Source organism: Tepidimonas sp. HKU77 (assembly GCF_049728535.1).
Classification (GTDB): Bacteria; Pseudomonadota; Gammaproteobacteria; order Burkholderiales; family Burkholderiaceae_C; genus Tepidimonas.
The window spans coordinates 1,566,419-1,588,602 of the sequence record NZ_CP187300.1 but is presented as its reverse complement, the minus strand read 5'-3'; the positions used below and the strand labels follow the sequence as shown (position 1 = coordinate 1,588,602).

Here is a 22,184-nt window from a genome sequence, read left to right as displayed (position 1 = left end):
TTATCAATAGTTTTATGAACGATTTTTACATCGATGAGCTGGACCTCACCCTACTCGACCGGCTGCAAACCGACGCCGGCACCTCCTTGGCCGCGCTGGCGGCCCAATGCGGGGTGTCGGCACCCACGGTGTTGCGGCGCGTGCGGCGGCTGGAAGCCGCGGGCCTGATCGAGCGGCGCGTGGCCATCCTGCAGCCGCAGCGTGTGGCGGCGCTGCTGGGGCCTTGCCTGACCGCGATCGTGGAAATCGGCCTGGAACGCCAGGGCGACGAACACCTACGCGCCTTCGAAGCGCGCGCCGTGGCCGAGCCCGCCGTCCAGCAGTGCTACCGGGTGAGCGCGGGCCCCGACTTCGTGCTGGTCGTCACCGTGCGCGATATGGACGACTACCACGCGCTAGCCCAGCGGCTGTGGACCGAACACGGCAACGTGCGCCAAGTCAAAGCGTACTTCAGCGTGCACCGCGCCAAATTCGATCCACGGCTGCCGCTGCGGCGTCCCGGCCCAGCGCCGGCCTGACCCGAGCGAGCCCCCTGGCGTATCATTTGGCGGATATCCTTGGCACGAAAGGAGTCGCCGCATGGTCCCCATCCACCGCGCCATCGCGCGCACTTGGGCGCTGGCACTGGCCGCCCTGGCGCTGGGCGCACAGGCGCAAGAACTCGTCAGCGTGCGCAGCTCCGTCGTCAACCTGCGCGCCGCACCCGCGCCCGACGCCGACGTGCAATGGCAACTCAAACGGGGTTACCCCTTGTTGGTCCTGCAGCGCCAGGGCGACTGGCTGCGCGTGCGCGATTTCGAGGGCGACGAAGGCTGGATCGCAGCGCGCGTCACCGGCCCAGAGCGGTACCACGTGGTGCGCACGCGCACGCTCAACCTGCGCAGTGGCCCTGGCCTAGAGTGGCAGGTGGTGGGTCGCGCCCGCTATGGGGACGTGCTGGCCACCGTGCGCCGCCAAGGAGACTGGGTGCAGCTACGCGCCCCGGACGGCAACGGCACGGTTTGGGCGGCCAGCGAACACCTGTGGGGCTGGTGAGCGCGGACCGCCCTCAACGCGCTTTGCGCGGGCGTTGCCAATTCGGCACCGTGACCGGTTTGGCGCGCGCCACCGTGAGCGCACCAGGGGGCGTGTCCTTGGTGACGGTGCTGCCGGCGCCGATCGTGCCGCCCGCCCCCAGTGTCACGGGGGCCACCAGCACGCAGTTGCTGCCGACGTGCACGTCGGCCTCGATCACGGTGCGGTGCTTGGAGGCGCCGTCGTAGTTGGCGGTGATGCTGCCCGCCCCGTAGTTGACGCGCTCGCCCACGGTCGCGTCCCCCAGATAGGCCAAATGGTTGGCCTTGGCCCCGGCCGCCAGCGTGCTGTTTTTGACTTCCACGAAGTTACCGATGTGCACCTCCGGCCCCAGCCGGGTGCCGGGCCGCAGGCGCGCAAAAGGCCCTACCCGGGCATGCGCCCCCACGGTGACACCCGAGCGCTCGCCGTCGATGTGGGTGAAGGGCTCGATGACGGCACCGGCCTCGATGCGTGCGTTGGCGATCACGCAGTGCGCCCCGATGCGCACGCCATCCCCCAGTTCGACCCGCCCCTCGAACACACAGTTGACGTCGATTTCCACGTCCTGGCCGCACACGAGCTCGCCCCGCACGTCCAGACGGGCGGGGTCGGCCAGCCGCACCCCCTGCGCCAGCAACGCATCGGCCACGCGGCGCTGAAGCGCACGCTCCAGCGCCGCCAGCTGCGCGGGACTGTTGACACCGGCCACCTCCAGCGCGTCATCGATGCGGTGCGCCACCACCGGCACACCATCGGCCACCGCGTGCCGCACCACGTCGGTCAGGTAGAACTCGCCCTGCGCGTTGTGATTGTCGAGTCGCGACAACCACGCACGCAGGCGGCGAGTCGGCGCGGCCAGAATGCCGCTGTAGACCTCGGTCAGCGCGCGCTCGGCGTCCGTGGCGTCCTTTTCCTCCACGATGCGCTGCACCTCACCGTCGGCGCCGCGCACGAGGCGCCCGTACCCGTGGGGCTCAGCCATCGTGACGGTCAGCAGCGCCAACGCATCCGGGCCCGCACTCGCCTGGGCCGACAGCAACGCGGCCAGCGTCTCGGGGCGCGTCAGCGGGACGTCGCCCGACAGTACCAGGGTCACACCCTCGTCGTCCAGGCACGGCATGGCCTGCTGTACCGCGTGACCGGTGCCCCACTGCGGCTGCTGGCGCACCGCCTGCCAGGGCAGATCGGCGGCCAGCGCGGGCAGCGCGGCCTCCACCTGCTCGGCACCGTGGCCGGTGACCACCACCGCGCGTCGCGCCGCCAGACCGCGCGCCGTGTCCAGCACGTGGCCCAGCAGCGGGCGGCCCGCCAGCCGCTGCAACACCTTGGGCAGCGCGCTCTTCATGCGCGTGCCTTTGCCGGCGGCCAGTATCACGACGTCCACGGTGTGGGACATGGGCTTTCCTCCAAAATTGCCTGCGCGGGTGCCGCGGCACCCGCGAGTCGCGATTATCCCGCGCTCACATGGGGGGAGTCGCGCGCGCCGTCCGACCGAGAGCGACGAGACAAAACAGCGACAATTCGCTCCATGCAAGACACGTTCGTTCTCACCCTGTCCTGTCAGGACAAGCCCGGCATCGTGCACGCCGTCTCGGGCTTTTTGCTGGAACTCGGCGGCAATATCGAAGAAGCCGCCCAATTCAACGACCGCGACAGCGGGCGCTTCTTCATGCGCGTGCAGTTCACTTGCCCCGGCCATGACACCAGCGCCCTGCGCGAGGCAGCCAGTGCGTTTGGCGCTCGCCACGGCATGGCGTGCCGCCTGCACCCGTGGCACGAGCCCATGCGCACCGTCATCTTCGTCAGCCAGCAGGGGCACTGCTTGAACGACTTGCTGTTTCGCTGGAAAAGCGGCCTGCTGCGGCTGGACGTGCGCGCCATCATCAGCAACCACCGGGATTTTTACCAACTGGCGGCCAGCTACAACATCCCCTTCCACCACATCCCGGTCACTCCGTCGACCAAAGCCCAGGCCGAGGCACGCCAACTCGAGATCATCGAGCAAGAAGGTGCCGAACTCGTGGTGCTGGCGCGCTACATGCAAATCCTGTCTGACGACCTGTGCGAGCGGCTGGCGGGGCGCGCGATCAACATCCACCACAGCTTTTTGCCCAGCTTCAAGGGCGCCAAGCCCTACCATCAGGCGCACGAGCGCGGCGTCAAGCTCATCGGCGCCACCGCGCACTACGTGACCGCCGATCTGGACGAGGGCCCCATCATCGAACAAGACGTGGCGCGCGTGGACCACAGCATGACGGTGGAGGACTTGACCGCGATCGGCCGCGACACCGAGAGCCAAGTGCTGGCGCGCGCGGTCAAATGGCACAGCGAACACCGCGTGCTGCTCAACGGGCAGCGCACGGTGGTGTTTCGCTGACACCGGGAGCCCCCATGGCCGCCCCGCGCATCCCGCCCATCCAGTGCCTGCTGACCTTCGAGGCGCTGGCGCGCCTGCGCAGCGTGACGCAGACCGCCGACGAGTTGTGCGTCACCCCCAGCGCGGTCAGCCACCGCATCCGTCAGCTGGAGGAGCAGCTCGGCGTCAAGCTGTTCGGGCGTGCCGACTTCTCGCTCACCACCGAGGGCAGTGAATACCTGGCCCAGGTGCGCGAGGGCCTGGCGGCGCTGCAGCGCTTTCCCAGCCGCCACGCCACGCCCGGGCGGCGCAAACTGCGGCTGGCGGTCACGCCCACCTTCGCGCGCTCGATCCTGATGCCGCGGCTCAAGCACTTCTCCGAGGCCTACCCGGAAATCGACCTCACGCTGCAGGTCAGCATCCCGCTGCTGGACGTGGTCGCCGAGGACGCGGACTTGACGATCCGGTTCGGCACCGGGCGCTACCAGGACGTGGAGTTCGCCTGCATCCTCAAGGACGAGGTCACGCCGCTGGCCTCGCCCGCCTTTGCACGGGAACACGGGCCGTTCGAGCGGCCCGAGGACCTGGAAGGCTTGCCCCTGCTGCGCAGCCCGCTGGAGCCGTGGCGCACCTGGTTTGCCGCGCACGACCTGGACTGGCCCGAACCCGTCGAGGGTTCGCAGTTCAACGACATCGGCCTGATGTGTGACGGCGCGGCCGCCGGCATGGGCGTGGCGCTGGTGCGCCTCAAACTGGGCGCGCCGTGGCTGGAAAACGGCACCTTGGTGCGACTGTACCCGCGCAGCGTGCCCAGCCCGCACGCGCATTATTTGTGCTGGCGGGCGGGCACGATGGAACGCTGGGAATGCGCGACTTTCGCAGCCTGGCTGCGGCAGGCCATCGGCTGACGGCCTGCGCGCCGCGCAGCATCACTCGATACGGATGCGCTTGCCGACCACCGCGGCCTTCTTGGGCAGCACCAGCGTCAGCACGCCGTTTTCGTACTTGGCGCTGGCTTGCGTCTCGTCGACGTCACCCGGCAGCGCCAGCGTGCGGGAGACCGCACCGAAGTAACGCTCGCTGTGCAGCACCTTGTCGCCGTCGCGCTTGACGTCCTCTTGCTTGACTTCGGCACCGATCGTCACGACGTTGTTTTCCACCGTCACCTGGATCGCGTCCTTGGACACGCCAGGGATCTCGGCGGTGATGGTGTAAGCGTTGTCGGACTCGCTGACGTCGAGCTTGATTTGCTGCGGCAGCGGCTCGCCGTGCAGCGGCCGGATGTAGAAGCCCGGCGCCAGATCGCGGAAGAACTCGTCGAACAGGCTCATACGGCGGGGAATCAGGTTGCTCATGAAAATCTCCTTCGAATCAGAGGGTTCGTGGAGGATGTCCCTCCGGATGGCTGGCCCTCCACCACACCGGCCATCCGCCTTGCTTGGTTTCCTAGATGGGGACCTGCGCACCGGTTTCAAGACCCCAAGCCTGATGGGGTCGAACCCACTGCCGTCCGAGACAACGCGACGCCGCCTCGCCCTGCGCGCCTGCGCTCACACCCCATTGAAGGATTTTTCAGCCCTGTTTGGCCTGGCTGGCCTACACTGCAGGCCAGCCGCGCGTGCATGCGCCCGCACCGAAAGGACTCGCTGCCATGACCACCCACGACCGCCAAGAATCCAACGCCGTGTTGCGCGCCGAGCGACAGGCCGAAGTGGTGCGCGCGCTGGCCGCGGTGCTGCCTGATCACGCCCTGCTCTACACCGCGGAGGACACCACGCCCTACGAGTGCGACGGCCTGACCGCCTACCGCCAGCGCCCACTGGCCGTGGCGCTGCCCGAGACCGAGGACCAGGTGCAGGCCGTGTTGCGCACCTGCCACGCGCTTCAGGTGCCGGTGGTGGCACGCGGTGCGGGCACCGGGCTGTCGGGAGGTGCCATGCCGCACCCGCTGGGCGTGACGTTGTCGCTGGCCAAGTTCAACCGCATCGTCTCCATCGACCCACTGGCACAGACCGCCGTCGTGCAAGCAGGCGTGCGCAACCTGGCCATCAGCGAAGCCGCCGCACCCTTCGGTCTGTACTACGCGCCCGACCCGAGCAGCCAGATCGCCTGCACCATCGGCGGCAACGTGGCCGAGAACTCTGGTGGCGTGCACTGCCTCAAGTATGGGCTGACGCTGCACAACGTGCTCAAAGTGCGCGGCTACACGGTCGAAGGCGAGCCGGTCACGTTCGGGGCCGACGCGCTCGACGCCCCAGGACTCGATCTTTTGCCGCTGGTGGTGGGCTCGGAAGGGATGCTCGCGGTGGTGTTGGAAGTGACGGTGCGCCTCGTCCCCAAACCGCAACTGGCGCGCTGCATCATGGCCAGCTTCGACGACGTGCGCCGCGCCGGCGAGGCGGTGGCCGCGGTGATTGCCGCCGGCATCATCCCTGCGGGACTCGAAATGATGGACAAGCCCATGACGGCGGCAGTGGAGGCTTTCGTACAAGCCGGCTACGACCTGGAAGCCGAGGCGATTCTGCTGTGCGAAAGCGACGGCACGCCCGAGGAAGTGGCGGAGGAGATCGAGCGCATGAGTGCGGTGCTGCGCAGCGCCGGCGCCACGCGCATCGCCGTCAGCCGCGACGAAGCGGAACGGCTGCGCTTTTGGAGCGGACGCAAAAACGCGTTCCCCGCCAGCGGTCGCATCAGCCCAGACTACATGTGCATGGACTCGACCATCCCGCGCAAGCGGCTGGCCGATATCCTGCAGGCCATCCAGCGCATGGAGCAGACTTATGGGCTGCGCTGCGTCAACGTTTTCCATGCGGGCGACGGCAACCTGCACCCACTCATCCTGTTCGACGCCAACGACCCCGACCAGCTCCAGCGCGCCGAGCGCTTCGGCGCCGACATCCTGGAGACGAGTGTCGCCATGGGCGGCACCATCACCGGCGAGCACGGCGTGGGGGTGGAAAAGCTCAACAGCATGTGCGTTCAATTCAGCCCGGCCGAGCGCGAGCAGATGATGGCCATCAAACGCGCCTTCGACCCCCGGGGGCTGCTCAACCCGGGCAAGGTCATCCCCACGCTGCAGCGCTGCGCCGAGTACGGCAAGATGCTGGTGCGCGGCGGGCGCCTGCCCCATCCCGACCTTCCGCGCTTTTGATTCCGCGCGGCCCACGCGGGCCATATCGAGGCTGCCGCGGCTTGCGCTACAGTTGCCAGCATGCAGCCGCTGCCCCGCGACCCCTGGCCCTCGCACCTGCCGCCGTCGTTTTTTGCCGCCCTGTCGGCCGAGGGCGATGACCAGCCCAGCGACACGGCGGCGGTGGATGCCACGGCGACCCTGCAGCGCCTGCTGTTGGCGCTGCCCGATGGGGTGCTGAGCCTGGATGCGCACTGGCGCTGCCGCCACGCCAACCCCGCCGCGCAGCCGCTGCTGCGCCCCTCCCTGTCGTGGGAGCACGTCGCTGGGCAATCCTGGCACGAGGTGCTGGACGACGAGTGGATCGAGGCGCTGTTGCCCTGGATGGCCACCGTGATGCGCGGCGAGGCCGGGCAATTCACGCTGCAACGCGGCCACGATGACCAGGCCCACCACTGGAGGGTGAGCCTGCTGCCCGAGCGCAGCGGCGACGACGTGGTGGGCGCCTTCGTGCTGTTGCGAGACGAAACGGCGATGCAGCAGCAACAGGCCGCGTGGCACGCACAGCAACGTGATCTGCAACAGCGCTTGCAGCACCAGGACGCGCACCTGGCCGAGCAGCAGGCGCGCTGGCAAGCCCTCTCCGGCAGCCTGCGCGACGCCGCGATCTTTTTTTTGGACACCCACGGCGCGATCCAGGACTGGCCCAGCAGCGCCGAGCGCCTGCTGGGCTACGCGGCACCGGCTGTGCTGGGCACCACCGGTCCCGACACCCCCGAGCACCCCCACCCGCTACCGGCCGACACCGCGCTGGCGCTGGAGCGCGCCGCGCTGCTGGGACAAGCCGAATCGACCGGCTGGCTGCGCCGCGCCAATGGCGATCGGCTGTGGGCGCATTGGGTGTTTGCCACGCTCACCGGCCCCCAGGGCGAGCCTCTGGGCACCGCCTGCCTGGTGCGCGACATGACCGAGGCGCGCCGCCTGGAAGCGCTGCTGCGCGAGTGGAACCAGGCGCTCGAGCGCGAGGTGGACGAACGCACCCGCCAGCTGCAGGCAGCGATCGCGGATTTGGAAGCGTTCTCTTACTCCGTCTCGCACGACCTGCGTGCGCCGCTGCGCCACATCACCAGCTACGTGCAGCTGCTGCGCGAGGATTTGGGCGCCGCACCGTCGGCCGACGTCGCCGAGGACCTGCGCATCATCGACGAAGCCGCTACCCGCATGGGCCAGTTGATCGACGGCTTGCTCGCGTTCGCGCGGCTGGGTCGCACCGACCTGCGACGCCAGCCGGTGGACATGCTCGACCTGCTACGCAGCAGCCTCAACCGCGTCCAGCACGACCCCAGCCTGCGCCGGGCCGATGGTGAGGTTGAACTGCACTTGCCCGCCGGTTTACCTGCGGTGGAGGGCGACCCCCTGCTGCTGTCCCAGGTCTGGGACAACCTGCTGGGCAATGCGTTCAAATACAGCCGCCCGCGCCAGCCCGCCATCATCACGGCAGGGGGCGAGGTACGCGATGCGTCCGATGGCACTCGCGAAGCCGTATTCTGGGTGCGCGACAACGGCGTCGGCTTCGACCCCGCGCGGGCCGAGCGCTTGTTCGGTGTCTTTCAGCGCCTGCACCGCCCGCAGGACTTCGAAGGCACGGGTATCGGCCTGGCGCTGTGCCGCCGCATCATCGAGCGCCACGGCGGCCGCATCTGGGCGGAGAGCCAGCCCGAGCAGGGTGCCACGTTCGCGTTCACCCTGCCGTTGGCGGCGCCGTCGGGTCACGCCACCACCGCGCCGGATGCCACCCACCCCAGCCCATGACATCACCCGTTTGGCTCGACCCGCGCGCCACGGCCGACGCCTTGCCCTATCCCAGCTTGGCGGACACCATCGAGGCCGTGCTGCGCGACGCTCGCGTCACCGTTCCGCCGCGCCAGGTGCTGACACTCGCGGCAGGCGGTAGTCTGTTCGTGATGCCGGCGTTCGATGAGACGGTCGCCATCACCAAACTCATCACGTTCGTCGCCGACAACCCCTCGCGCGGGCTGGCCACGATCCAAGGCGACGTCCTGGTGTTCGATGCGCGCGATGGCCGCCGACGCCTGGTGCTGGACGGCCCCACCGTCACCGCACGGCGCACGGCGGCGGTATCGCTGTTGGCGGCGCGTCGGCTCGCGCCCAAGCCGCAGGGCCCGCTACTGATCGTGGGAGCCGGGGTACAAGGCCGCGCCCACCTCGAGGCGTTTGCCGTTGGCTTGGGCGTGCGTGAAGCGCACATTGCCTCCCGCAGCGCCGCCAGTGCGGACGCCTTGGTGCGTCATGCCCGGTCCTTGGGACTGCAAGCGCGGCACGTGGACGATGCCAACGCCGCATTGGCGGACTGCCCACTGGTTGTTAGCTGTACGCCCGCCCACACGGTCGTGCTGCACACCGCGCCCCGGCCCGACGCCTTTGTGGTGGCAGTGGGGGCTTTCACCCCCCGCATGGTGGAATGGGCACCAACGGTTTGTCGGCACGTGGCCGCGACAGGCACCCTGTTGGTGGACACCCGCGACGCGGACCACGAGGCCGGCGATCTGCTGCAGGCAGGAATCGACGTCACTGCATTGCCCACACTGGCCGATGTGGTGTGCGAAACCCCCGCCTGGCAGCGGGTGGCATGTCACGATGGCCCCATTTTTTTCAAGAGCTGCGGCTGGGCCGGCTGGGACTTGGCCGCGGCTCGATGCGCGCTGGCGGCGCAGACCCGGCGTGCCAGCCCCGGTTCAACCCCTCCCTGATGAAGGATTCAACCATGGTGCAACGCTTCGACGTCGGACCGCGCTTGTCCGAGATGGCCATCCACCACGGCACGGTTTATTTGGCGGGGCAGGTGCCCGACGATCCGACCCAAGACATCGAAGGCCAGACGCGCCAGGTATTAGGCATGATCGACGCCTTGCTGGCGCGCGCGGGCACCGACAAAACGCGGCTGCTGATGGTGCAGATTTTTCTGGCCGACCTGGCGGACTACGACGGCATGAACCGCGCCTGGGACGCGTGGGTGCCCACGGGGCACACGCCGCCGCGCGCCACGGTGCAAGCGCGCCTAGCGCGGCCCGAGTGGAAGATCGAGATCGTCGCCACCGCGGCCCTGTAGCGACCGGCGCCGCTGGGCTGCACCGACGCCCTCAACGGTACGTGCGCAGGTGGATGCTGGTCTCGGTGCTGTGGATGCCCTTGATCAGCCGGATGCGCTCGAGGATGTCTGACAGCTCGTGCATGGACAGCGCCTCCAGCTCGGCCAGCAAGTCCCAGCGACCGTTGGTGTCGTGCAATTTCACCACCCCCGGCTCGCCCAGCAGGCTGGCGATCACCGCACGCGTCTGGTTGCCCTCGACCAGCACGCTCATCCAGGCGCGGATGCGCTCGGGCTCGGCCTCGGGGCGCAGGCGCACCGTGTAGCCGAGGATGACGCCCGCGTCTTCCAGCTTGCGCATGCGGTTGGTCACGGTGCCGCGCGAGACGTTCAGTTTGTAGGCCAAATCGGCGACGCTCAGACGAGCGTTGCGGCGCAGCAGCGCGATGAGGGCTTGGTCGATCTCGTCCATCGTGCTCGCATTCTGACATATTGACAATCGATCTTTGGCATTTCGTCAACCTACCAACGAAACGTCAACGTTTTGACGTTTTACTTTGACAGGCGTCTGGCGCACACTGCGGGGTACACGCAGCGCTCCCGCTCCCGAGGAGCCGCACACCGACACGACTGGAGACCCGCATGACCACCCCTTTCCCGCTGACGCCCCGCATCGCCACCCGCTACATCAGCGCACCGACCATGGTGCGGCTGGTGCAGACGGTTGGCGTGGCGCAGAGCATTCGTGACATCGCCCAGCGCGTCCGCGCCGATTTTTGCCGGTGGAGCGACTTCGACAAAACGGCGCGCGTGGCCAACCATTCGGACGTCGGCGTCATCGAACTGATGCCGATCGCCGACACCGTGCGCTACAGCTTCAAATACGTCAATGGCCACCCCAAAAACACGCGCGACGGGCTGCCCACGGTGATGGCATTCGGCGTACTGGCCGACGTGCGCACCGGCGCGCCACTGCTGCTGAGCGAACTAACGCTGACCACCGCGCTGCGCACCGCGGCCATGTCGGCGCTCGCCGCGCAAGCCCTGGCGCGCCCCGACAGCCGGGTGATGGCGCTGATCGGCAACGGTGCGCAGGCCGAGTTTCAGGCGCTGGCGTTCCAGCACCTGCTCGGCATCACCGAGCTGCGCCTGTTCGACACCGACCCCGCCGCCACCGACAAACTCGTGGCCAACCTGCACGACAGCGGCCTGGTGCTGACGCGCTGTACCAGCACGGCCGAAGCGGTGCGGGGCGCAGACATCGTCACCACCGTCACCGCCGACAAGACCAACGCCACCATCCTGACACCAGAAATGATCGAGCCCGGCATGCACATCAACGCGGTCGGCGGGGACTGCCCGGGCAAGACCGAGCTTCACGCCGATGTGTTGCGCATGGGCCGCGTGTTCGTCGAGTACGCCCCCCAGACCCGCATCGAGGGGGACATCCAGCAACTGCCGCCCGATTTTCCGGTCACCGAGCTGTGGGAAGTGCTGACCCAGCGCGCCCCGGGACGCCAAAGCGCGCAGGACGTGACCGTGTTCGATTCGGTCGGCTTCGCGCTGGAGGATTATTCGGCCTTGTGCTTCGTGTACGAGACCGCGCAGCGCCTGGGACTGGGCGAGACGTTGGATTTGATCCCCACCCTCGACGACCCGAAAGACCTGTTCGGCACGCTGCGCGCGCGCCGGGCCGCGCTGCGCCGCGCGGCTTGAGGGCACCCGTACCCACCGCGCCTACCGCAACAGCGGGAGGCGGTGGGTATGTTTCACCTCCTCCATGACGGCATAGGTGCGCGTCTCGCGCACGCCGGGCAGCTGCCACAGCACGTCGCCCGCAAAGCGGCGGTAGTCGGCCATATCGGCCACGCGCGTCTTGACCAGGTAGTCGAAGCCACCCGCCACCATGTGGCACTCCAGCACCTGGGGGGCCGCTTGCACCGCAGCCTTGAACTGTTCGAACACGTTGGGGGTGGTGCGATCGAGCAGCACCTCCACGAACACCAACAGCCCGGCACCGAGCTTTGCCGGGTCGAGCCGCGCCTCGTACCCCAGGATGTAGCCCTCGCGCGTCAGGCGCTGCACCCGTGCCAGGACCGCCGTCGGCGATAACGCCACCGCCTCGGCCAACTTCAGATTCGTGATGCGCCCGTCGCGCTGCAGTACATCCAGGATGCGCAGGTCGATGCGGTCGAGCTCGTGCAGGGGTCGAGCGGCGCCCGTCACTTCCGACATTTTCACTACTCCATCGCCAAAAAAAGAAATCCTATTCGGAATTATCGGCTGCAAACTTTCGCAATATTAGCCTCGGAAGCCGAACCATGAACGCGCACCGCGAATCTTTGTCACCCGTACCCGACTGGGTGCAGCCGCCCTTTGCGCCCCCCACGTGGCCGCGCGCCGACACCATGCGCGCGCTGCCGCCACGCCACCGGGCAGCCGAGACCGCGTTGCTGCCCGCCCTGCTGGAGCTGGCCCACCTGCCCGATGCGCAGCGCGAGCGGGTCGCCGCCCTGGCCCAACGGCTCGCCGGTGCGCTGCGCGCCCGGGCACCCCAGGCGGGACGGGAGGGGCTGGTGCAAGCGCTGCTGCAGGAGTACGCGCTGTCCTCCCAGGAAGGCGTGGCCCTGATGTGTCTGGCCGAGGCCCTGCTGCGCATCCCGGACGCCGCCACGCGCGACGCGCTCATCCGCGACAAGATCGGCCGCGGCGATTGGCGTGCGCACCTGGGCCGCAGCCCATCGCTGTTCGTCAACGCCGCCACCTGGGGCCTGCTGCTGACGGGCAAACTCACCGCCACCCACAGCGAAGATGGGCTGGGCAGCGCGCTGGCGCGGCTGCTGCGCCGTGGTGGTGAGCCGCTGGTGCGCCAAGGGGTGGATCTGGCCATGCGCCTGATGGGCGAACAATTCGTCATGGGCGAGACGATCGAAGGCGCCCTGCGCCGTGCGCAGCGGCGCGAGGCGCAGGGCTTTCGCTACTCCTACGACATGCTGGGTGAAGCGGCGTTGACCGCCGACGACGCACAGCGCTATTTCGAGGCCTACCGCCACGCGACCGACGCGATCGGCGCGGCCAACGCGGGCCGAGGCGTCATCGACGGCCCCGGCGTGTCGATCAAGCTGTCGGCCTTGCACCCGCGCTACAGCCGCGCGCAATATGCTCGCGTCATGGAGGAGCTCTACCCGCGCCTGCTGGCGCTGGCGCAGGCCGCGCGTGCCGTGGATATCGGCCTGCACATCGACGCCGAGGAAAGCGAGCGGCTCGAACTCTCGCTCGACCTGCTCGAGCGCCTGTGCCACGAGCCGACCCTGGCGGGCTGGAACGGTATCGGCTTCGTCATCCAGGCCTATCAGAAGCGTGCCCCGGCGGTGGTGGACCATGTCATCGCGCTGGCGCGACGCAGCGGCCACCGGCTGCTGGTGCGCTTGGTCAAGGGCGCGTATTGGGACAGCGAAATCAAGCGCGCGCAACTCGACGGCCTGGACTACCCGGTCTATACCCGCAAAGCGTACACGGACGTGTCCTACCTGGCGTGCGCACGCCGGCTGCTGGCGGCACCCGACGCGGTGTTTCCGCAGTTTGCCACCCACAACGCGCACACGCTCGCCGCCATCCACGAGATGGCCGATCCCTCGACGTGGCACCCGCAGCAGTACGAGTTTCAGTGCCTGCATGGCATGGGCGAGCCGCTGTACGAGCAGGTCGTCGCGCCGCCCAGCGCGGGCGGTCTGGGACGGCCGTGCCGCATCTACGCGCCGGTGGGTACCCACGAGACGCTGCTGGCCTATTTGGTGCGGCGGCTGCTGGAAAACGGCGCCAACACCTCGTTCGTGCACCGCGTCGCCGACCCGGCCATTCCGTTGGAGGCACTGACCGAAGATCCGGTGGCCACCGTGCAGGCGTGGGCCGCGGCCGAGGGGCAAGTCGGCCGACCGCACCCCCACATTCCCGCCCCGGCGGCACTCTACGGCGGCGCGCGGGCCAACAGCGCCGGGCTGGATCTGGCCGACGAGGCCGCACTGGCCATGCTGCAACAAGCGCTCACCGACAGCCGCCGTGCGCCGCTGCAGGCGCAGGCGCTGCTGGCCGATGGGGCCACCCCCAGCGGCCCCGCGCGCACGGTGCGCAACCCCGCGCGCCACGCCGACGTCGTCGGGGTGGTCCACGAAGCCAGCGCGGACGATGCGCGCACGGCCCTGCACGCCGCCGCGCGGGCCGCGGCCACCTGGGCCCACACGCCGCCCGCGCAGCGTGCGGCGGTGTTGCGCGCCGCCGCCGACCGGCTGCAAGCCGATCTGCCGGGCTGCGTGGCCCTGCTGATGCGCGAAGCGGGCAAGACCGCCGCCAACGCCGTGGCCGAGGTCCGCGAGGCGATCGACTTCTTGCGCTACTACGCCGCCCAAATCACCGACGCCCATTGGCCAGCCGACGCGCCCGTCCTCGGCCCCGTGGTCTGCATCAGCCCGTGGAACTTTCCGCTGGCGATCTTCACCGGCCAGATTGCGGCCGCACTGGCCGCGGGCAACCCCGTGGTGGCCAAACCGGCGGAGCAAACGCCCCTGATCGCCGCGCGCATGACCGCGTGGCTGCACGACGCAGGGGTGCCGCGCGACGTGTTGCAACTGCTGCCGGGCGCGGGCGAGACGGTGGGCGCGGCGCTGGTGGCCGACCCGGCGACGGCGGGCGTGCTGTTCACCGGCTCCACCGAGGTCGCGCGGCTGCTGCAGCGCTCGCTGGCCCAGCGGGTGGCGCGCGACCCGGACGGCCGCGTGCGACCCGTGCCGCTGGTGGCCGAGACGGGCGGCCAAAACGCCATGGTGGTCGACACCTCGGCCCTGCCGGAGCAGGTGGTGCAAGACGTCCTCACCTCCGCCTTCGACAGCGCGGGGCAGCGCTGCTCGGCCCTACGCGTGCTGTGCGTGCAAGAGGAGGCGGCCGACCGCATCCTGACCATGCTGCGCGGCGCGATGGCCGAGCTGCGCGTGGACGACCCGGGGCGGCTGGCCACCGATGTCGGGCCGGTCATCGACGCGGCAGCGCGCGACGGCATCCTGCGCCATATCGAGGCGATGCGCGCGCGCGGCTACCCGGTGTGGCAAGTCCCGCTGCCACCGCAGGCAGGGGCCGGGACCTTCGTGCCGCCCACCGTGATCGAGCTGCCTGGACTCACGTTGCCCACGCGCGAGGTCTTCGGCCCCGTGCTGCACGTGGTGCGCTGGCGACGCGAGCAACTGGGCGAGCTCGTCGAGGCCATCCACGCCACCGGCTACGGACTGACGTTTGGCGTGCACAGCCGCATCGACGAGACCATCGAGCACCTGACCCACACCGTGCGCGCGGGCAATCACTACGTCAACCGCAACATGGTGGGCGCCGTGGTGGGCGTGCAACCATTCGGCGGCGAGGGGCTGTCGGGCACCGGACCGAAGGCAGGCGGCCCCCTGTATCTGTACCGGCTGCTGGCACGCGCCCCCGCGGATGCCGTGACACGCGCCCTGGCGTTTGCGGGCGCGCCACAACCCGAGGACTGGCGCACGCCGCTGCTGCTGCGTGGCCCCACTGGGCAGCGCGACGAATACCGGCTGCTGCCCCGCCAGCGCGTGCTGTGCGTGGCCAGCGACGCCAGCGTGCGCCAAGCCATGCAAGCGCGGGTGCGCGCCACGGGTGGGGAGCCGACCGAGGACGGGGCCAGCGACTTCGACGCCGTGCTGTTCGACGGGGATGCGAGCGCGCTGATCGACGTGCAGCAGCGGATCGCAGTCCGTGTCGGCCCGGTCATCCCGGTTCAGGCGTGGCAAGGAGCGGACACCCTGCCGCCCGGGTTGCTTGCCGAGCGCAGCGTCAGCACCAACACCGCCGCGGCGGGCGGCAATGCGAGTCTGATGACGCTGACCTGATCACGCCACGCGGGGGCGGTACGCGATCCCGAGCTCCCGCATTACCGCGGCTCGGTGGGCGGCGGTCGGCGACCGAAGATGGCACTGCCGACCCGCACCATCGTGCTGCCTTCGGAGATGGCGGCCTCCAGATCGTCGCTCATCCCCATCGAGAGGGTGTCGAACCCGTCTGGGTTGCCCAGGCCCGCACGAACCTCGGCAAACAGCGCTGCCACGCGCGCAAAGACCGCCCGCATCGCGGTGGGCGTGGGTTGCGGGTCGGGGATGGCCATCAGGCCACGCAGCCGCAAGCGCGGCAGCGCCACCACCGCGCGCGCCAGCGCCAGCGCCTCGTGCGACGCCACGCCGGCTTTCGTGGCCGCCCCATCGACGTTGACCTGCAGGCACACCTGCAGCGGCGGCCGGTGCGCCGGGCGCTGCTCGCTCAGGCGCTGGGCAATCTTGAGCCGATCGATTGACTGCACCCAATCGAACGACTCGGCCACGAGCCGCGTCTTGTTGCTCTGCAGCGGCCCGATGCAGTGCCACTCCAGCCCCTCGATGCCGCGCGCACGCACGGCATCGATCTTGGCCACCCCCTCTTGCACATAGTTTTCGCCGAAGGCGCGCTGTCCGGCCGCGTGGGCCTCGGCAACGGCGTCGGGACCAAACGTCTTGGAGACGGCCAGCAGCCGCACCGACGCCGGATCGCGCCCATGGCGCAGGCAGGCCTGTTGGATGCGCGCACGCACGGCTTGGAGGTTGGCGGCGATCGTTGCCATAATCGGAACAAATGGATGTGACACAACTGCTGGCCTTCGCGGTCAAAAACAAGGCATCGGACTTGCATCTGTCGGCGGGCCTGCCGCCGATGATACGGGTGCACGGCGACGTGCGGCGCATCAATGTCGAGCCGCTGGACCACAAACAGGTGCACGGCATGGTGTACGACATCATGACCGATGCCCAGCGCAAGGCGTACGAGGAGTTCCTGGAATGCGACTTCTCGTTCGAGATCGCGGGGCTGTCGCGCTTTCGGGTCAATGCGTTCAACCAGCACCGCGGCGCCGCTGCCGTGTTTCGCACCATTCCCTCCAAGGTGTTGACGCTGGAGGACTTGAACTGCCCGCGCATCTTCGCCGACCTGGCCATGAAGCCGCGCGGGCTGGTGCTGGTCACCGGGCCCACCGGCTCGGGCAAATCGACCACGCTGGCGGCCATGGTCAACCACCGCAACGAAAACGACGCCGGGCACATCCTGACGATCGAGGATCCGATCGAATTCGTGCACGAACCCAAGAAGTGCCTGATCAACCAGCGCGAGGTCGGGCCGATGACCCACTCGTTCTCGGCTGCGCTGCGCTCGGCGCTGCGCGAAGACCCGGACGTGATCCTGGTGGGCGAAATGCGTGACCTGGAGACCATCCGGCTGGCGATGACCGCCGCCGAAACCGGTCACCTCGTCTTCGGCACCCTGCACACGTCGAGCGCGGCCAAAACCATCGACCGTATCGTGGACGTGTTCCCGGCCGAAGAAAAGGACATGATCCGCACCATGCTGTCCGAGTCGCTGGTGGCGGTGATCTCGCAGACCCTGCTCAAGACGGCCGATGGCAAAGGCCGGGTGGCCGCGCACGAGATCATGGTGGGCACGCCCGCCATCCGCAACCTGATCCGGGAAAACAAGGTGGCGCAGATGTACTCGGCCATCCAGACCGGGCAGCAGCACGGCATGCAGACGCTGGACCAGGCACTCATCGAACTGGTGCGGCGCAACGTGGTGACGGCCCAGGAAGCGCGCAGCAAAGCCAAGATCCCGGACAATTTCCCCGTCTGACGGCCTGCCGGCCAGGAGCGCGCCATGGAACGCGATCAAGCAAGCAACTTCATCCACGAACTGCTGCGGCTGCTGGTCAGCCGCAACGGCAGCGACCTGTTTCTGACGGCCGACTTCCCACCGGCGATCAAGGTCGACGGGGCCATCACGCGCGTGTCGCCGCAGCCACTGACCGGCCAACACACACAGGCGCTGGCGCGCGCCATCATGAACGACAAGCAGGCGGCCGAGTTCGAGCGCACCAAGGAGTGCAACTTCGCCATCGCGCCGGCCGGCATCGGGCGTTTTCGCGTCAACGCCTTCGTGCAAATGGGCAAGGTGGGGCTGGTGTTGCGCACCATCCGGTCGCGCATCCCGACCATCGACGAACTCGGCCTGCCGCAGGTCCTCAAGCAGCTGGCGCTGGCCAAGCGCGGCATCTGCATCGTTGTCGGCGGCACGGGCACCGGCAAATCCACCACACTGGCGGCGATGGTCGATTGGCGCAACGAGCACACGCACGAGCACATCGTCACCATCGAGGATCCGGTGGAGTTCGTCCACACCCACAAAAACTGTATCGTCACCCAGCGCGAGATCGGCATCGACACCGACAACTGGGAAATCGCGCTCAAGAACTCGCTGCGGCAGGCACCCAACGTCATCCTCATGGGCGAGATCCGCGACCGCGAAACCATGGAGCACGCGATCGCGTTTTCCGAAACCGGCCACCTGTGCCTGGCCACGCTGCACGCCAACAGCGCCAACCAGGCGATGGAGCGCATCATCAACTTCTTCCCGCAGGACCGTCACGCGCAATTGCTCAAGGACGTCTCGCTCAACCTACGCGGCATGGTGGCACAGCGACTGCTGCCACGCGAGGATGGCAAGGGGCGCGTGGCCATCGTCGAAGTGCTGCTCAACAGCGCCCTGATCGCCGACCTCATCATGAAGGGCGAGATCCACGAGATCAAGGAAGTGATGAAGCGCAGCACCGAGGTCGGGATGCAAACCTTCGACCAAGCGCTGTTCGATGCTTTCGAGGCGCGCCAGATTTCCTACGAAGACGCGGTGCGCAACGCCGACTCGCAAAACGACATCAAGCTGCGCATCAAGCTGGAGAGCCAGCGCGCCCGCAACAGCGACCTGGCGGCCGGCACCGAACACTTGCAAATCGTCTGACCCCCACCCCATGTCCCCGACCGTTCAACCCAAACCCAGCTACGAACCCATCGCCTCGCATCGTGTCGCCTTTTTGGGACTGGGCGTCATGGGCTACCCGATGGCGGCGCACCTGGCGCTGGCCGGCCACCGCGTGACGGTCTACAACCGCACGGCGTCCAAGGCCGAGGCATTCGTTCAGGCCTTCCGACACCTGGGTGTCGCCGCAGCAGCGACGCCGCGCGAGGCCGCCGCCGGGGCCGAGCTGGTCTTTGCCTGCGTCGGCAACGACGACGATCTGCGCCAGGTCACGCTGGGTGAGCACGGCGCCTTCGCCGGCATGGCGCCCGAGGCGATCTTCGTCGATCACACGACGGCGTCGGCCGAAGTGGCGCGCGAACTCGACGCGCAAGCGCGCGCGCGGGGCTTGCACTTCATCGACGCGCCCGTCTCCGGCGGTCAGGCAGGGGCCGAAAATGGCGTGCTCACCGTCATGTGCGGCGGCGATGTGCAGGCGTTCGAGCGCGCCCGCCCGGTCATCGCTGCCTACGCACGCGCGGTCACGCGCATCGGCGACAGCGGTGCCGGCCAGTTGGCCAAGATGGTGAATCAGATTTGCATCGCGGGTCTGGTGCAGGGACTGGCCGAAGCCATCGCCTTCGGGCAGCGCGCTGGCTTGGACATGCCACTGGTGCTGGACGTGATCGGCAAGGGCGCCGCCCAGAGCTGGCAGATGGACAACCGGGGCAAGACCATGGTCGAGGACCGCTTCGACTTTGGTTTTGCCGTGGACTGGATGCGCAAAGACCTCGCGCTCGTGCTGCAGGAGGCGCGCCGCAACGGCGCGCGTCTGCCCGTGACGGCGCTGGTGGACCAGTTTTACGGCGATATCCAGCAAATGGGTGGCGGCCGCTGGGACACGTCCAGCCTGATCCGGCGCCTGCGCTGAAACCCACCGATCCGCCCGCCGGGCGTCACTGGGGCGGCGTGGCCGGGGTGTTTTGCGGGGGCGGGGGCGGCTGCAACCGCGCCAGCTCGGCCTCGCTGATGATTTCGAACACCCGCACGACGCGCTGCACACCGGGCACGGTGCGCACCACCTCGGCGGCGCGGTTGGCCTCGCGCTGCGTGACCAGCCCCATCAGATAGACGGTGCCGCGCTCGGTCACGACCTTGAACGCGTTGGCCTGCAGGTCCTTGGCGTCGAGCAGCGCGGCCTTGACCCGTGCCGTCACCAGCGCATCGGCGGAACGCGCGCTCAGCGACGGCGACCCCATGACCGCCAACTCATCGACCACGGCCACGACATTTTCAACGCCCTGCACGACGCGCAGCACCGTCTGGCGATCGGCCTCGCTGGCAATCTCGCCAGTCAGCAGCACGCGCCGGTTGAAGCTGGTGACGTTGATGCGGCCACGCTCGCCGAGCTGCTCGCGCAGCCGGTTGGCGGCCTTGAGCTCAATGGCCTGATCTTCGAGCTGGGCACCACTGGTGCGGCGATCGGTGGCCACCAGCACCGTGCCGCCCACGGCGGCACTCACCACCAACGGGGCACAGCCCGACAACGGTGCCAGCAGCGCTGCCGCGGACAACGCGGTCAGCGCAAACCGCCAAGCCAAGGGTCTGCCAAGCGTGAAGGCGTGTTTCATGGTTCGAGGATCTCCGCTTCGGTTTCTTCACCCAACAATTGCACGTCGATGGCGTCGCCGATGGCATGCAGCGCTACCAGGTGTGCCTCGTGCACGCGCGCCGGTCGCTCGGTCGGCACTGCGACCAAGACGTCGGTCGGCCGCAGCACATCGGCCAGCACACCGGGCCGCGCACTGGCCAGCAGCACCACGGTCATCTCGCGCTCGTGCGCGGCTTCGATCGCCGCCAGCGCATCGGGCGCGTCGGGGACGGCCGAAATGACCAAAAGGGTATCACCGGGCAGGCCCAACGCGCGCAACTGACGCACGATGGGCGAGGCGCCGGGCGGTGCACCCATGGGCACCGAGGTCGTGAGGGCCGGATCGACCCCCAGCGCCAGTGCCGCCAGCTCGGGGCGCTCGCGCTCGAAACGCCCCACCATCTGGGCGACGAACGACTGTGCCAGTGCGGCCGACACGCCCGTACCCCACACCAGCACCTTACCGCCCGCGGTCAGGCTGGCCAGCAGGGCGCCCACCGCCGCCTCCAGCGCCGGGCCCACGGCCTGCGCGCACTGGTACTGCAAATCGGCGCCGTCGACGAGGTGTTGCTGGATGCGGTGCAAAAGCATGGGGGGCAATCTTATCGGGTTGCGGCGTCAGTCCCAGCCAGTGGCATCGAAAGCGCCGCGCAACCATTCGATGCGAGGCGGCTCGGGCCCCTCCAGTTCCCCGTCGATCACCACGACGTCGAACCGGCACCGCGGCACGTGTGACAAGCGGGCCAAAAAATGGCGCGCGGCAAAAACGATGCGACGCTGCTTGACCCAGCCGACACTGGCCGCCGCCCCGCCGTGATCGGCGCGCGTGCGCTGACGCACCTCGACGAACACCAGCGTGCCGTCAGCCTCGGCCATAATGAGATCGACCTCGCCGCCGCCGCGGCCCGGGCTGCGCACGTTGCGTTGTACCAACCGCAGCCCATGCGCCTGCAGGTACTGCAGGGCCCGCGCTTCGGCGGCGTCGCCGCGCGCCTTGCCGCCCGGGCGGACCGGCGCCGATCGTCGATTGTCGTGAGTCGCCATCGTGAATACCCTCGCCGTGCCTGCCGCCACGCCTGCCATCGACCCCTCGCCGGGGGATACCCTCGGACGGCTGGCCGCATCCCAGCATTATCCCGTCGGCACCTTGTACGTCGTGGCCACGCCGATCGGCAACTTGGCCGACATCACCCTGCGCGCCCTGCACGTGCTGCGCCTGGTCGATGCCGTGGCCTGCGAGGACACGCGCCACTCGGCACGGCTGCTGCAGGCATACGGTCTGCAAGCGCCATTGCTGGCGGTGCACGAACACAACGAGGCGCGCGCGGCCGAGACCATCGTCGCGCGGCTGCAGCGGGGCGAGCGCATCGCCTACGTCAGCGACGCGGGCACCCCGGGCTTGAGCGACCCCGGGGCGCGCCTGTGCGCCGCGGTGCGCCGGGCCGGGCTGCGCACCGTGCCCGTGCCCGGTGCCAGCAGCGTCACCGCATTGCTCAGTGTGGCGGGCATCGCGGCGGGCACCGTCACCGTGGTGGGTTTTTTGCCCCCCAAAGGCGCGGCGCGCGCGCGTGCCTGGCAGCGCTGGCGCCACAGCGATACGGGCCTGGTGTTGCTGGAGGCACCGCACCGCATCGATACGCTGGCGGCCGAACTGGCCGAACTGGGCGAGCGCCCCGTCACCGTCGGGCGCGAGCTGACCAAACAGTTCGAAGACATCGTGACCCTGCCGTGCGCGGCGGTGCGCCAGTGGCTCGCGGCCGACCCCCAGCGGCGACGCGGCGAGTTCACGCTCGTCGTGCACCCGCTGGACGAGACGCCCCCCCGCGGCGAGGACGCGCTCGATGCGCAGGCCACGCGCGCGCTCGAGGTGCTGCTGCAAGAGCTGCCCCTCAAAACCGCGGCGCGGCTGGCCAGCACCCTCACCGGCGCGTCCCGGCACGCGCTGTACCAATGGGCTCTGTCGCGGCGCGCCGATGCGTCGCCCGACTGACACATATCCGTGCTACAC

Annotated in this window: 22 protein-coding genes; 14 read left to right on the top strand and 8 right to left on the bottom strand. The window is 68.9% G+C overall.

The genetic code is table 11. From position 1 onward, the window contains the following. Positions 1-14: 14 nt before the first annotated feature. The gene (locus ACPP3B_RS07615; RefSeq protein WP_299021572.1) at positions 15-518 is read left to right on the top strand and encodes an Lrp/AsnC family transcriptional regulator; all 504 of its coding nucleotides are present in this window, start codon (positions 15-17) and stop codon (positions 516-518) included. A 61-nt stretch (positions 519-579) separates the two neighbouring features. Further along, positions 580-1,035, top strand: coding sequence for an SH3 domain-containing protein (locus ACPP3B_RS07610; RefSeq protein ID WP_299021573.1), 456 nt, complete (start codon positions 580-582; stop codon positions 1,033-1,035). A 13-nt stretch (positions 1,036-1,048) separates the two neighbouring features. Here ACPP3B_RS07610 and glmU read toward each other — a convergent pair whose 3' ends face one another. Beyond that, the gene (gene glmU, locus ACPP3B_RS07605) at positions 1,049-2,452 is read right to left on the bottom strand and encodes a bifunctional UDP-N-acetylglucosamine diphosphorylase/glucosamine-1-phosphate N-acetyltransferase GlmU (protein WP_424858622.1); all 1,404 of its coding nucleotides are present in this window, start codon (positions 2,450-2,452) and stop codon (positions 1,049-1,051) included. Between the two features lie 132 nt (positions 2,453-2,584). Between glmU and purU the strand changes: the two genes are divergently transcribed. Both purU and ACPP3B_RS07595 read left to right on the top strand, forming a co-directional pair. Further along, the gene (gene purU, locus ACPP3B_RS07600; RefSeq protein ID WP_299021575.1) at positions 2,585-3,433 is read left to right on the top strand and encodes a formyltetrahydrofolate deformylase; all 849 of its coding nucleotides are present in this window, start codon (positions 2,585-2,587) and stop codon (positions 3,431-3,433) included. Positions 3,434-3,447: 14 nt separating this feature from the next. Further along, the gene (locus ACPP3B_RS07595; RefSeq protein ID WP_299021576.1) at positions 3,448-4,320 is read left to right on the top strand and encodes a LysR substrate-binding domain-containing protein; all 873 of its coding nucleotides are present in this window, start codon (positions 3,448-3,450) and stop codon (positions 4,318-4,320) included. A gap of 21 nt (positions 4,321-4,341) precedes the next feature. Here ACPP3B_RS07595 and ACPP3B_RS07590 read toward each other — a convergent pair whose 3' ends face one another. Beyond that, positions 4,342-4,767, bottom strand: a complete 426-nt coding sequence (locus tag ACPP3B_RS07590) for an Hsp20/alpha crystallin family protein (protein WP_299021578.1) — start codon at positions 4,765-4,767, stop codon at positions 4,342-4,344. Positions 4,768-5,063: 296 nt separating this feature from the next. On the opposite strand from ACPP3B_RS07590, the gene ACPP3B_RS07585 reads away from it, so the two are divergent. From ACPP3B_RS07585 to ACPP3B_RS07570, 4 genes are read left to right on the top strand one after another with little or no spacing between them, the layout of a single operon-like run. After that, complete coding sequence (locus ACPP3B_RS07585; protein ID WP_299021580.1) at positions 5,064-6,563, top strand: FAD-linked oxidase C-terminal domain-containing protein; 1,500 nt, start codon at positions 5,064-5,066, stop codon at positions 6,561-6,563. A gap of 60 nt (positions 6,564-6,623) precedes the next feature. Beyond that, on the top strand, positions 6,624-8,354 hold the full coding sequence (locus tag ACPP3B_RS07580) for an ATP-binding protein (RefSeq protein ID WP_424858621.1): 1,731 nt from the start codon (positions 6,624-6,626) through the stop codon (positions 8,352-8,354). Next, complete coding sequence (locus ACPP3B_RS07575; protein WP_424858620.1) at positions 8,351-9,313, top strand: delta(1)-pyrroline-2-carboxylate reductase family protein; 963 nt, start codon at positions 8,351-8,353, stop codon at positions 9,311-9,313. The genes ACPP3B_RS07580 and ACPP3B_RS07575 overlap by 4 nt, the downstream gene beginning before the upstream one ends. A gap of 14 nt (positions 9,314-9,327) precedes the next feature. Further along, positions 9,328-9,672, top strand: a complete 345-nt coding sequence (locus ACPP3B_RS07570; RefSeq protein ID WP_299022192.1) for a RidA family protein — start codon at positions 9,328-9,330, stop codon at positions 9,670-9,672. A 31-nt stretch (positions 9,673-9,703) separates the two neighbouring features. Here ACPP3B_RS07570 and ACPP3B_RS07565 read toward each other — a convergent pair whose 3' ends face one another. Then, complete coding sequence (locus ACPP3B_RS07565) at positions 9,704-10,123, bottom strand: Lrp/AsnC family transcriptional regulator (protein WP_299022194.1); 420 nt, start codon at positions 10,121-10,123, stop codon at positions 9,704-9,706. Positions 10,124-10,293: 170 nt separating this feature from the next. Here ACPP3B_RS07565 and ACPP3B_RS07560 point away from each other — a divergent pair, with 170 nt between their 5' ends. Continuing rightward, a complete protein-coding gene (locus ACPP3B_RS07560) occupies positions 10,294-11,367 on the top strand; it encodes an ornithine cyclodeaminase (protein WP_299022197.1) in 1,074 nt (357 codons plus the stop codon). Positions 11,368-11,388: 21 nt separating this feature from the next. Here the strand turns inward: ACPP3B_RS07560 and ACPP3B_RS07555 are convergent, their stop codons facing one another. Further along, positions 11,389-11,886, bottom strand: a complete 498-nt coding sequence (locus ACPP3B_RS07555; RefSeq protein ID WP_299022200.1) for an Lrp/AsnC ligand binding domain-containing protein — start codon at positions 11,884-11,886, stop codon at positions 11,389-11,391. A gap of 86 nt (positions 11,887-11,972) precedes the next feature. On the opposite strand from ACPP3B_RS07555, the gene putA reads away from it, so the two are divergent. After that, positions 11,973-15,551 carry a bifunctional proline dehydrogenase/L-glutamate gamma-semialdehyde dehydrogenase PutA gene (putA, locus tag ACPP3B_RS07550; protein WP_424858619.1) on the top strand — a complete coding sequence of 1,193 codons (3,579 nt, stop codon included), beginning with the start codon at positions 11,973-11,975 and terminating at the stop codon, positions 15,549-15,551. A gap of 41 nt (positions 15,552-15,592) precedes the next feature. Here putA and ACPP3B_RS07545 read toward each other — a convergent pair whose 3' ends face one another. After that, the gene (locus ACPP3B_RS07545) at positions 15,593-16,312 is read right to left on the bottom strand and encodes a YggS family pyridoxal phosphate-dependent enzyme (RefSeq protein WP_424858618.1); all 720 of its coding nucleotides are present in this window, start codon (positions 16,310-16,312) and stop codon (positions 15,593-15,595) included. A gap of 11 nt (positions 16,313-16,323) precedes the next feature. Between ACPP3B_RS07545 and ACPP3B_RS07540 the strand changes: the two genes are divergently transcribed. From ACPP3B_RS07540 to ACPP3B_RS07530, 3 genes are read left to right on the top strand one after another with little or no spacing between them, the layout of a single operon-like run. Beyond that, positions 16,324-17,367, top strand: coding sequence for a type IV pilus twitching motility protein PilT (locus ACPP3B_RS07540; RefSeq protein ID WP_424858617.1), 1,044 nt, complete (start codon positions 16,324-16,326; stop codon positions 17,365-17,367). Between the two features lie 24 nt (positions 17,368-17,391). After that, entirely contained in the window at positions 17,392-18,528 is a 1,137-nt protein-coding gene (locus ACPP3B_RS07535) for a PilT/PilU family type 4a pilus ATPase (RefSeq protein ID WP_424858616.1), read from the top strand. 10 nt (positions 18,529-18,538) lie between these two features. Then, the gene (locus ACPP3B_RS07530) at positions 18,539-19,456 is read left to right on the top strand and encodes an NAD(P)-dependent oxidoreductase (RefSeq protein WP_424858615.1); all 918 of its coding nucleotides are present in this window, start codon (positions 18,539-18,541) and stop codon (positions 19,454-19,456) included. A 25-nt stretch (positions 19,457-19,481) separates the two neighbouring features. On the opposite strand, the gene ACPP3B_RS07525 is transcribed toward ACPP3B_RS07530, so the two are convergent. Genes ACPP3B_RS07525 through ACPP3B_RS07515 form a run of 3 tightly spaced genes read right to left on the bottom strand, consistent with a single transcriptional unit; the run spans position 19,482 to position 21,220 of the window. After that, positions 19,482-20,156, bottom strand: coding sequence for a BON domain-containing protein (locus ACPP3B_RS07525; RefSeq protein WP_424858614.1), 675 nt, complete (start codon positions 20,154-20,156; stop codon positions 19,482-19,484). Next, positions 20,153-20,767, bottom strand: a complete 615-nt coding sequence (locus tag ACPP3B_RS07520; RefSeq protein WP_424858613.1) for an SIS domain-containing protein — start codon at positions 20,765-20,767, stop codon at positions 20,153-20,155. The genes ACPP3B_RS07525 and ACPP3B_RS07520 overlap by 4 nt, the downstream gene beginning before the upstream one ends. A gap of 27 nt (positions 20,768-20,794) precedes the next feature. After that, a complete protein-coding gene (locus tag ACPP3B_RS07515; RefSeq protein WP_424858612.1) occupies positions 20,795-21,220 on the bottom strand; it encodes a YraN family protein in 426 nt (141 codons plus the stop codon). Between the two features lie 37 nt (positions 21,221-21,257). Here ACPP3B_RS07515 and rsmI point away from each other — a divergent pair, with 37 nt between their 5' ends. Beyond that, the gene (gene rsmI, locus ACPP3B_RS07510) at positions 21,258-22,166 is read left to right on the top strand and encodes a 16S rRNA (cytidine(1402)-2'-O)-methyltransferase (protein WP_424860164.1); all 909 of its coding nucleotides are present in this window, start codon (positions 21,258-21,260) and stop codon (positions 22,164-22,166) included. Positions 22,167-22,184: the final 18 nt, after the last annotated feature.

What these genes read in the sequence shown, in the direction of transcription:
- ACPP3B_RS07615 (WP_299021572.1), top strand. Translation starts at nt 15, where the DNA reads ATGAACGATTTTTACATCGATGAGCTGGACCTCACCCTACTCGACCGG.
- ACPP3B_RS07610 (WP_299021573.1), top strand. Translation starts at nt 580, where the DNA reads ATGGTCCCCATCCACCGCGCCATCGCGCGCACTTGGGCGCTGGCACTG.
- glmU (WP_424858622.1), bottom strand. Translation starts at nt 2,452, where the DNA reads ATGTCCCACACCGTGGACGTCGTGATACTGGCCGCCGGCAAAGGCACG.
- purU (WP_299021575.1), top strand. Translation starts at nt 2,585, where the DNA reads ATGCAAGACACGTTCGTTCTCACCCTGTCCTGTCAGGACAAGCCCGGC.
- ACPP3B_RS07595 (WP_299021576.1), top strand. Translation starts at nt 3,448, where the DNA reads ATGGCCGCCCCGCGCATCCCGCCCATCCAGTGCCTGCTGACCTTCGAG.
- ACPP3B_RS07590 (WP_299021578.1), bottom strand. Translation starts at nt 4,767, where the DNA reads ATGAGCAACCTGATTCCCCGCCGTATGAGCCTGTTCGACGAGTTCTTC.
- ACPP3B_RS07585 (WP_299021580.1), top strand. Translation starts at nt 5,064, where the DNA reads ATGACCACCCACGACCGCCAAGAATCCAACGCCGTGTTGCGCGCCGAG.
- ACPP3B_RS07580 (WP_424858621.1), top strand. Translation starts at nt 6,624, where the DNA reads ATGCAGCCGCTGCCCCGCGACCCCTGGCCCTCGCACCTGCCGCCGTCG.
- ACPP3B_RS07575 (WP_424858620.1), top strand. Translation starts at nt 8,351, where the DNA reads ATGACATCACCCGTTTGGCTCGACCCGCGCGCCACGGCCGACGCCTTG.
- ACPP3B_RS07570 (WP_299022192.1), top strand. Translation starts at nt 9,328, where the DNA reads ATGGTGCAACGCTTCGACGTCGGACCGCGCTTGTCCGAGATGGCCATC.
- ACPP3B_RS07565 (WP_299022194.1), bottom strand. Translation starts at nt 10,123, where the DNA reads ATGGACGAGATCGACCAAGCCCTCATCGCGCTGCTGCGCCGCAACGCT.
- ACPP3B_RS07560 (WP_299022197.1), top strand. Translation starts at nt 10,294, where the DNA reads ATGACCACCCCTTTCCCGCTGACGCCCCGCATCGCCACCCGCTACATC.
- ACPP3B_RS07555 (WP_299022200.1), bottom strand. Translation starts at nt 11,886, where the DNA reads ATGTCGGAAGTGACGGGCGCCGCTCGACCCCTGCACGAGCTCGACCGC.
- putA (WP_424858619.1), top strand. Translation starts at nt 11,973, where the DNA reads ATGAACGCGCACCGCGAATCTTTGTCACCCGTACCCGACTGGGTGCAG.
- ACPP3B_RS07545 (WP_424858618.1), bottom strand. Translation starts at nt 16,312, where the DNA reads ATGGCAACGATCGCCGCCAACCTCCAAGCCGTGCGTGCGCGCATCCAA.
- ACPP3B_RS07540 (WP_424858617.1), top strand. Translation starts at nt 16,324, where the DNA reads ATGGATGTGACACAACTGCTGGCCTTCGCGGTCAAAAACAAGGCATCG.
- ACPP3B_RS07535 (WP_424858616.1), top strand. Translation starts at nt 17,392, where the DNA reads ATGGAACGCGATCAAGCAAGCAACTTCATCCACGAACTGCTGCGGCTG.
- ACPP3B_RS07530 (WP_424858615.1), top strand. Translation starts at nt 18,539, where the DNA reads ATGTCCCCGACCGTTCAACCCAAACCCAGCTACGAACCCATCGCCTCG.
- ACPP3B_RS07525 (WP_424858614.1), bottom strand. Translation starts at nt 20,156, where the DNA reads ATGAAACACGCCTTCACGCTTGGCAGACCCTTGGCTTGGCGGTTTGCG.
- ACPP3B_RS07520 (WP_424858613.1), bottom strand. Translation starts at nt 20,767, where the DNA reads ATGCTTTTGCACCGCATCCAGCAACACCTCGTCGACGGCGCCGATTTG.
- ACPP3B_RS07515 (WP_424858612.1), bottom strand. Translation starts at nt 21,220, where the DNA reads ATGGCGACTCACGACAATCGACGATCGGCGCCGGTCCGCCCGGGCGGC.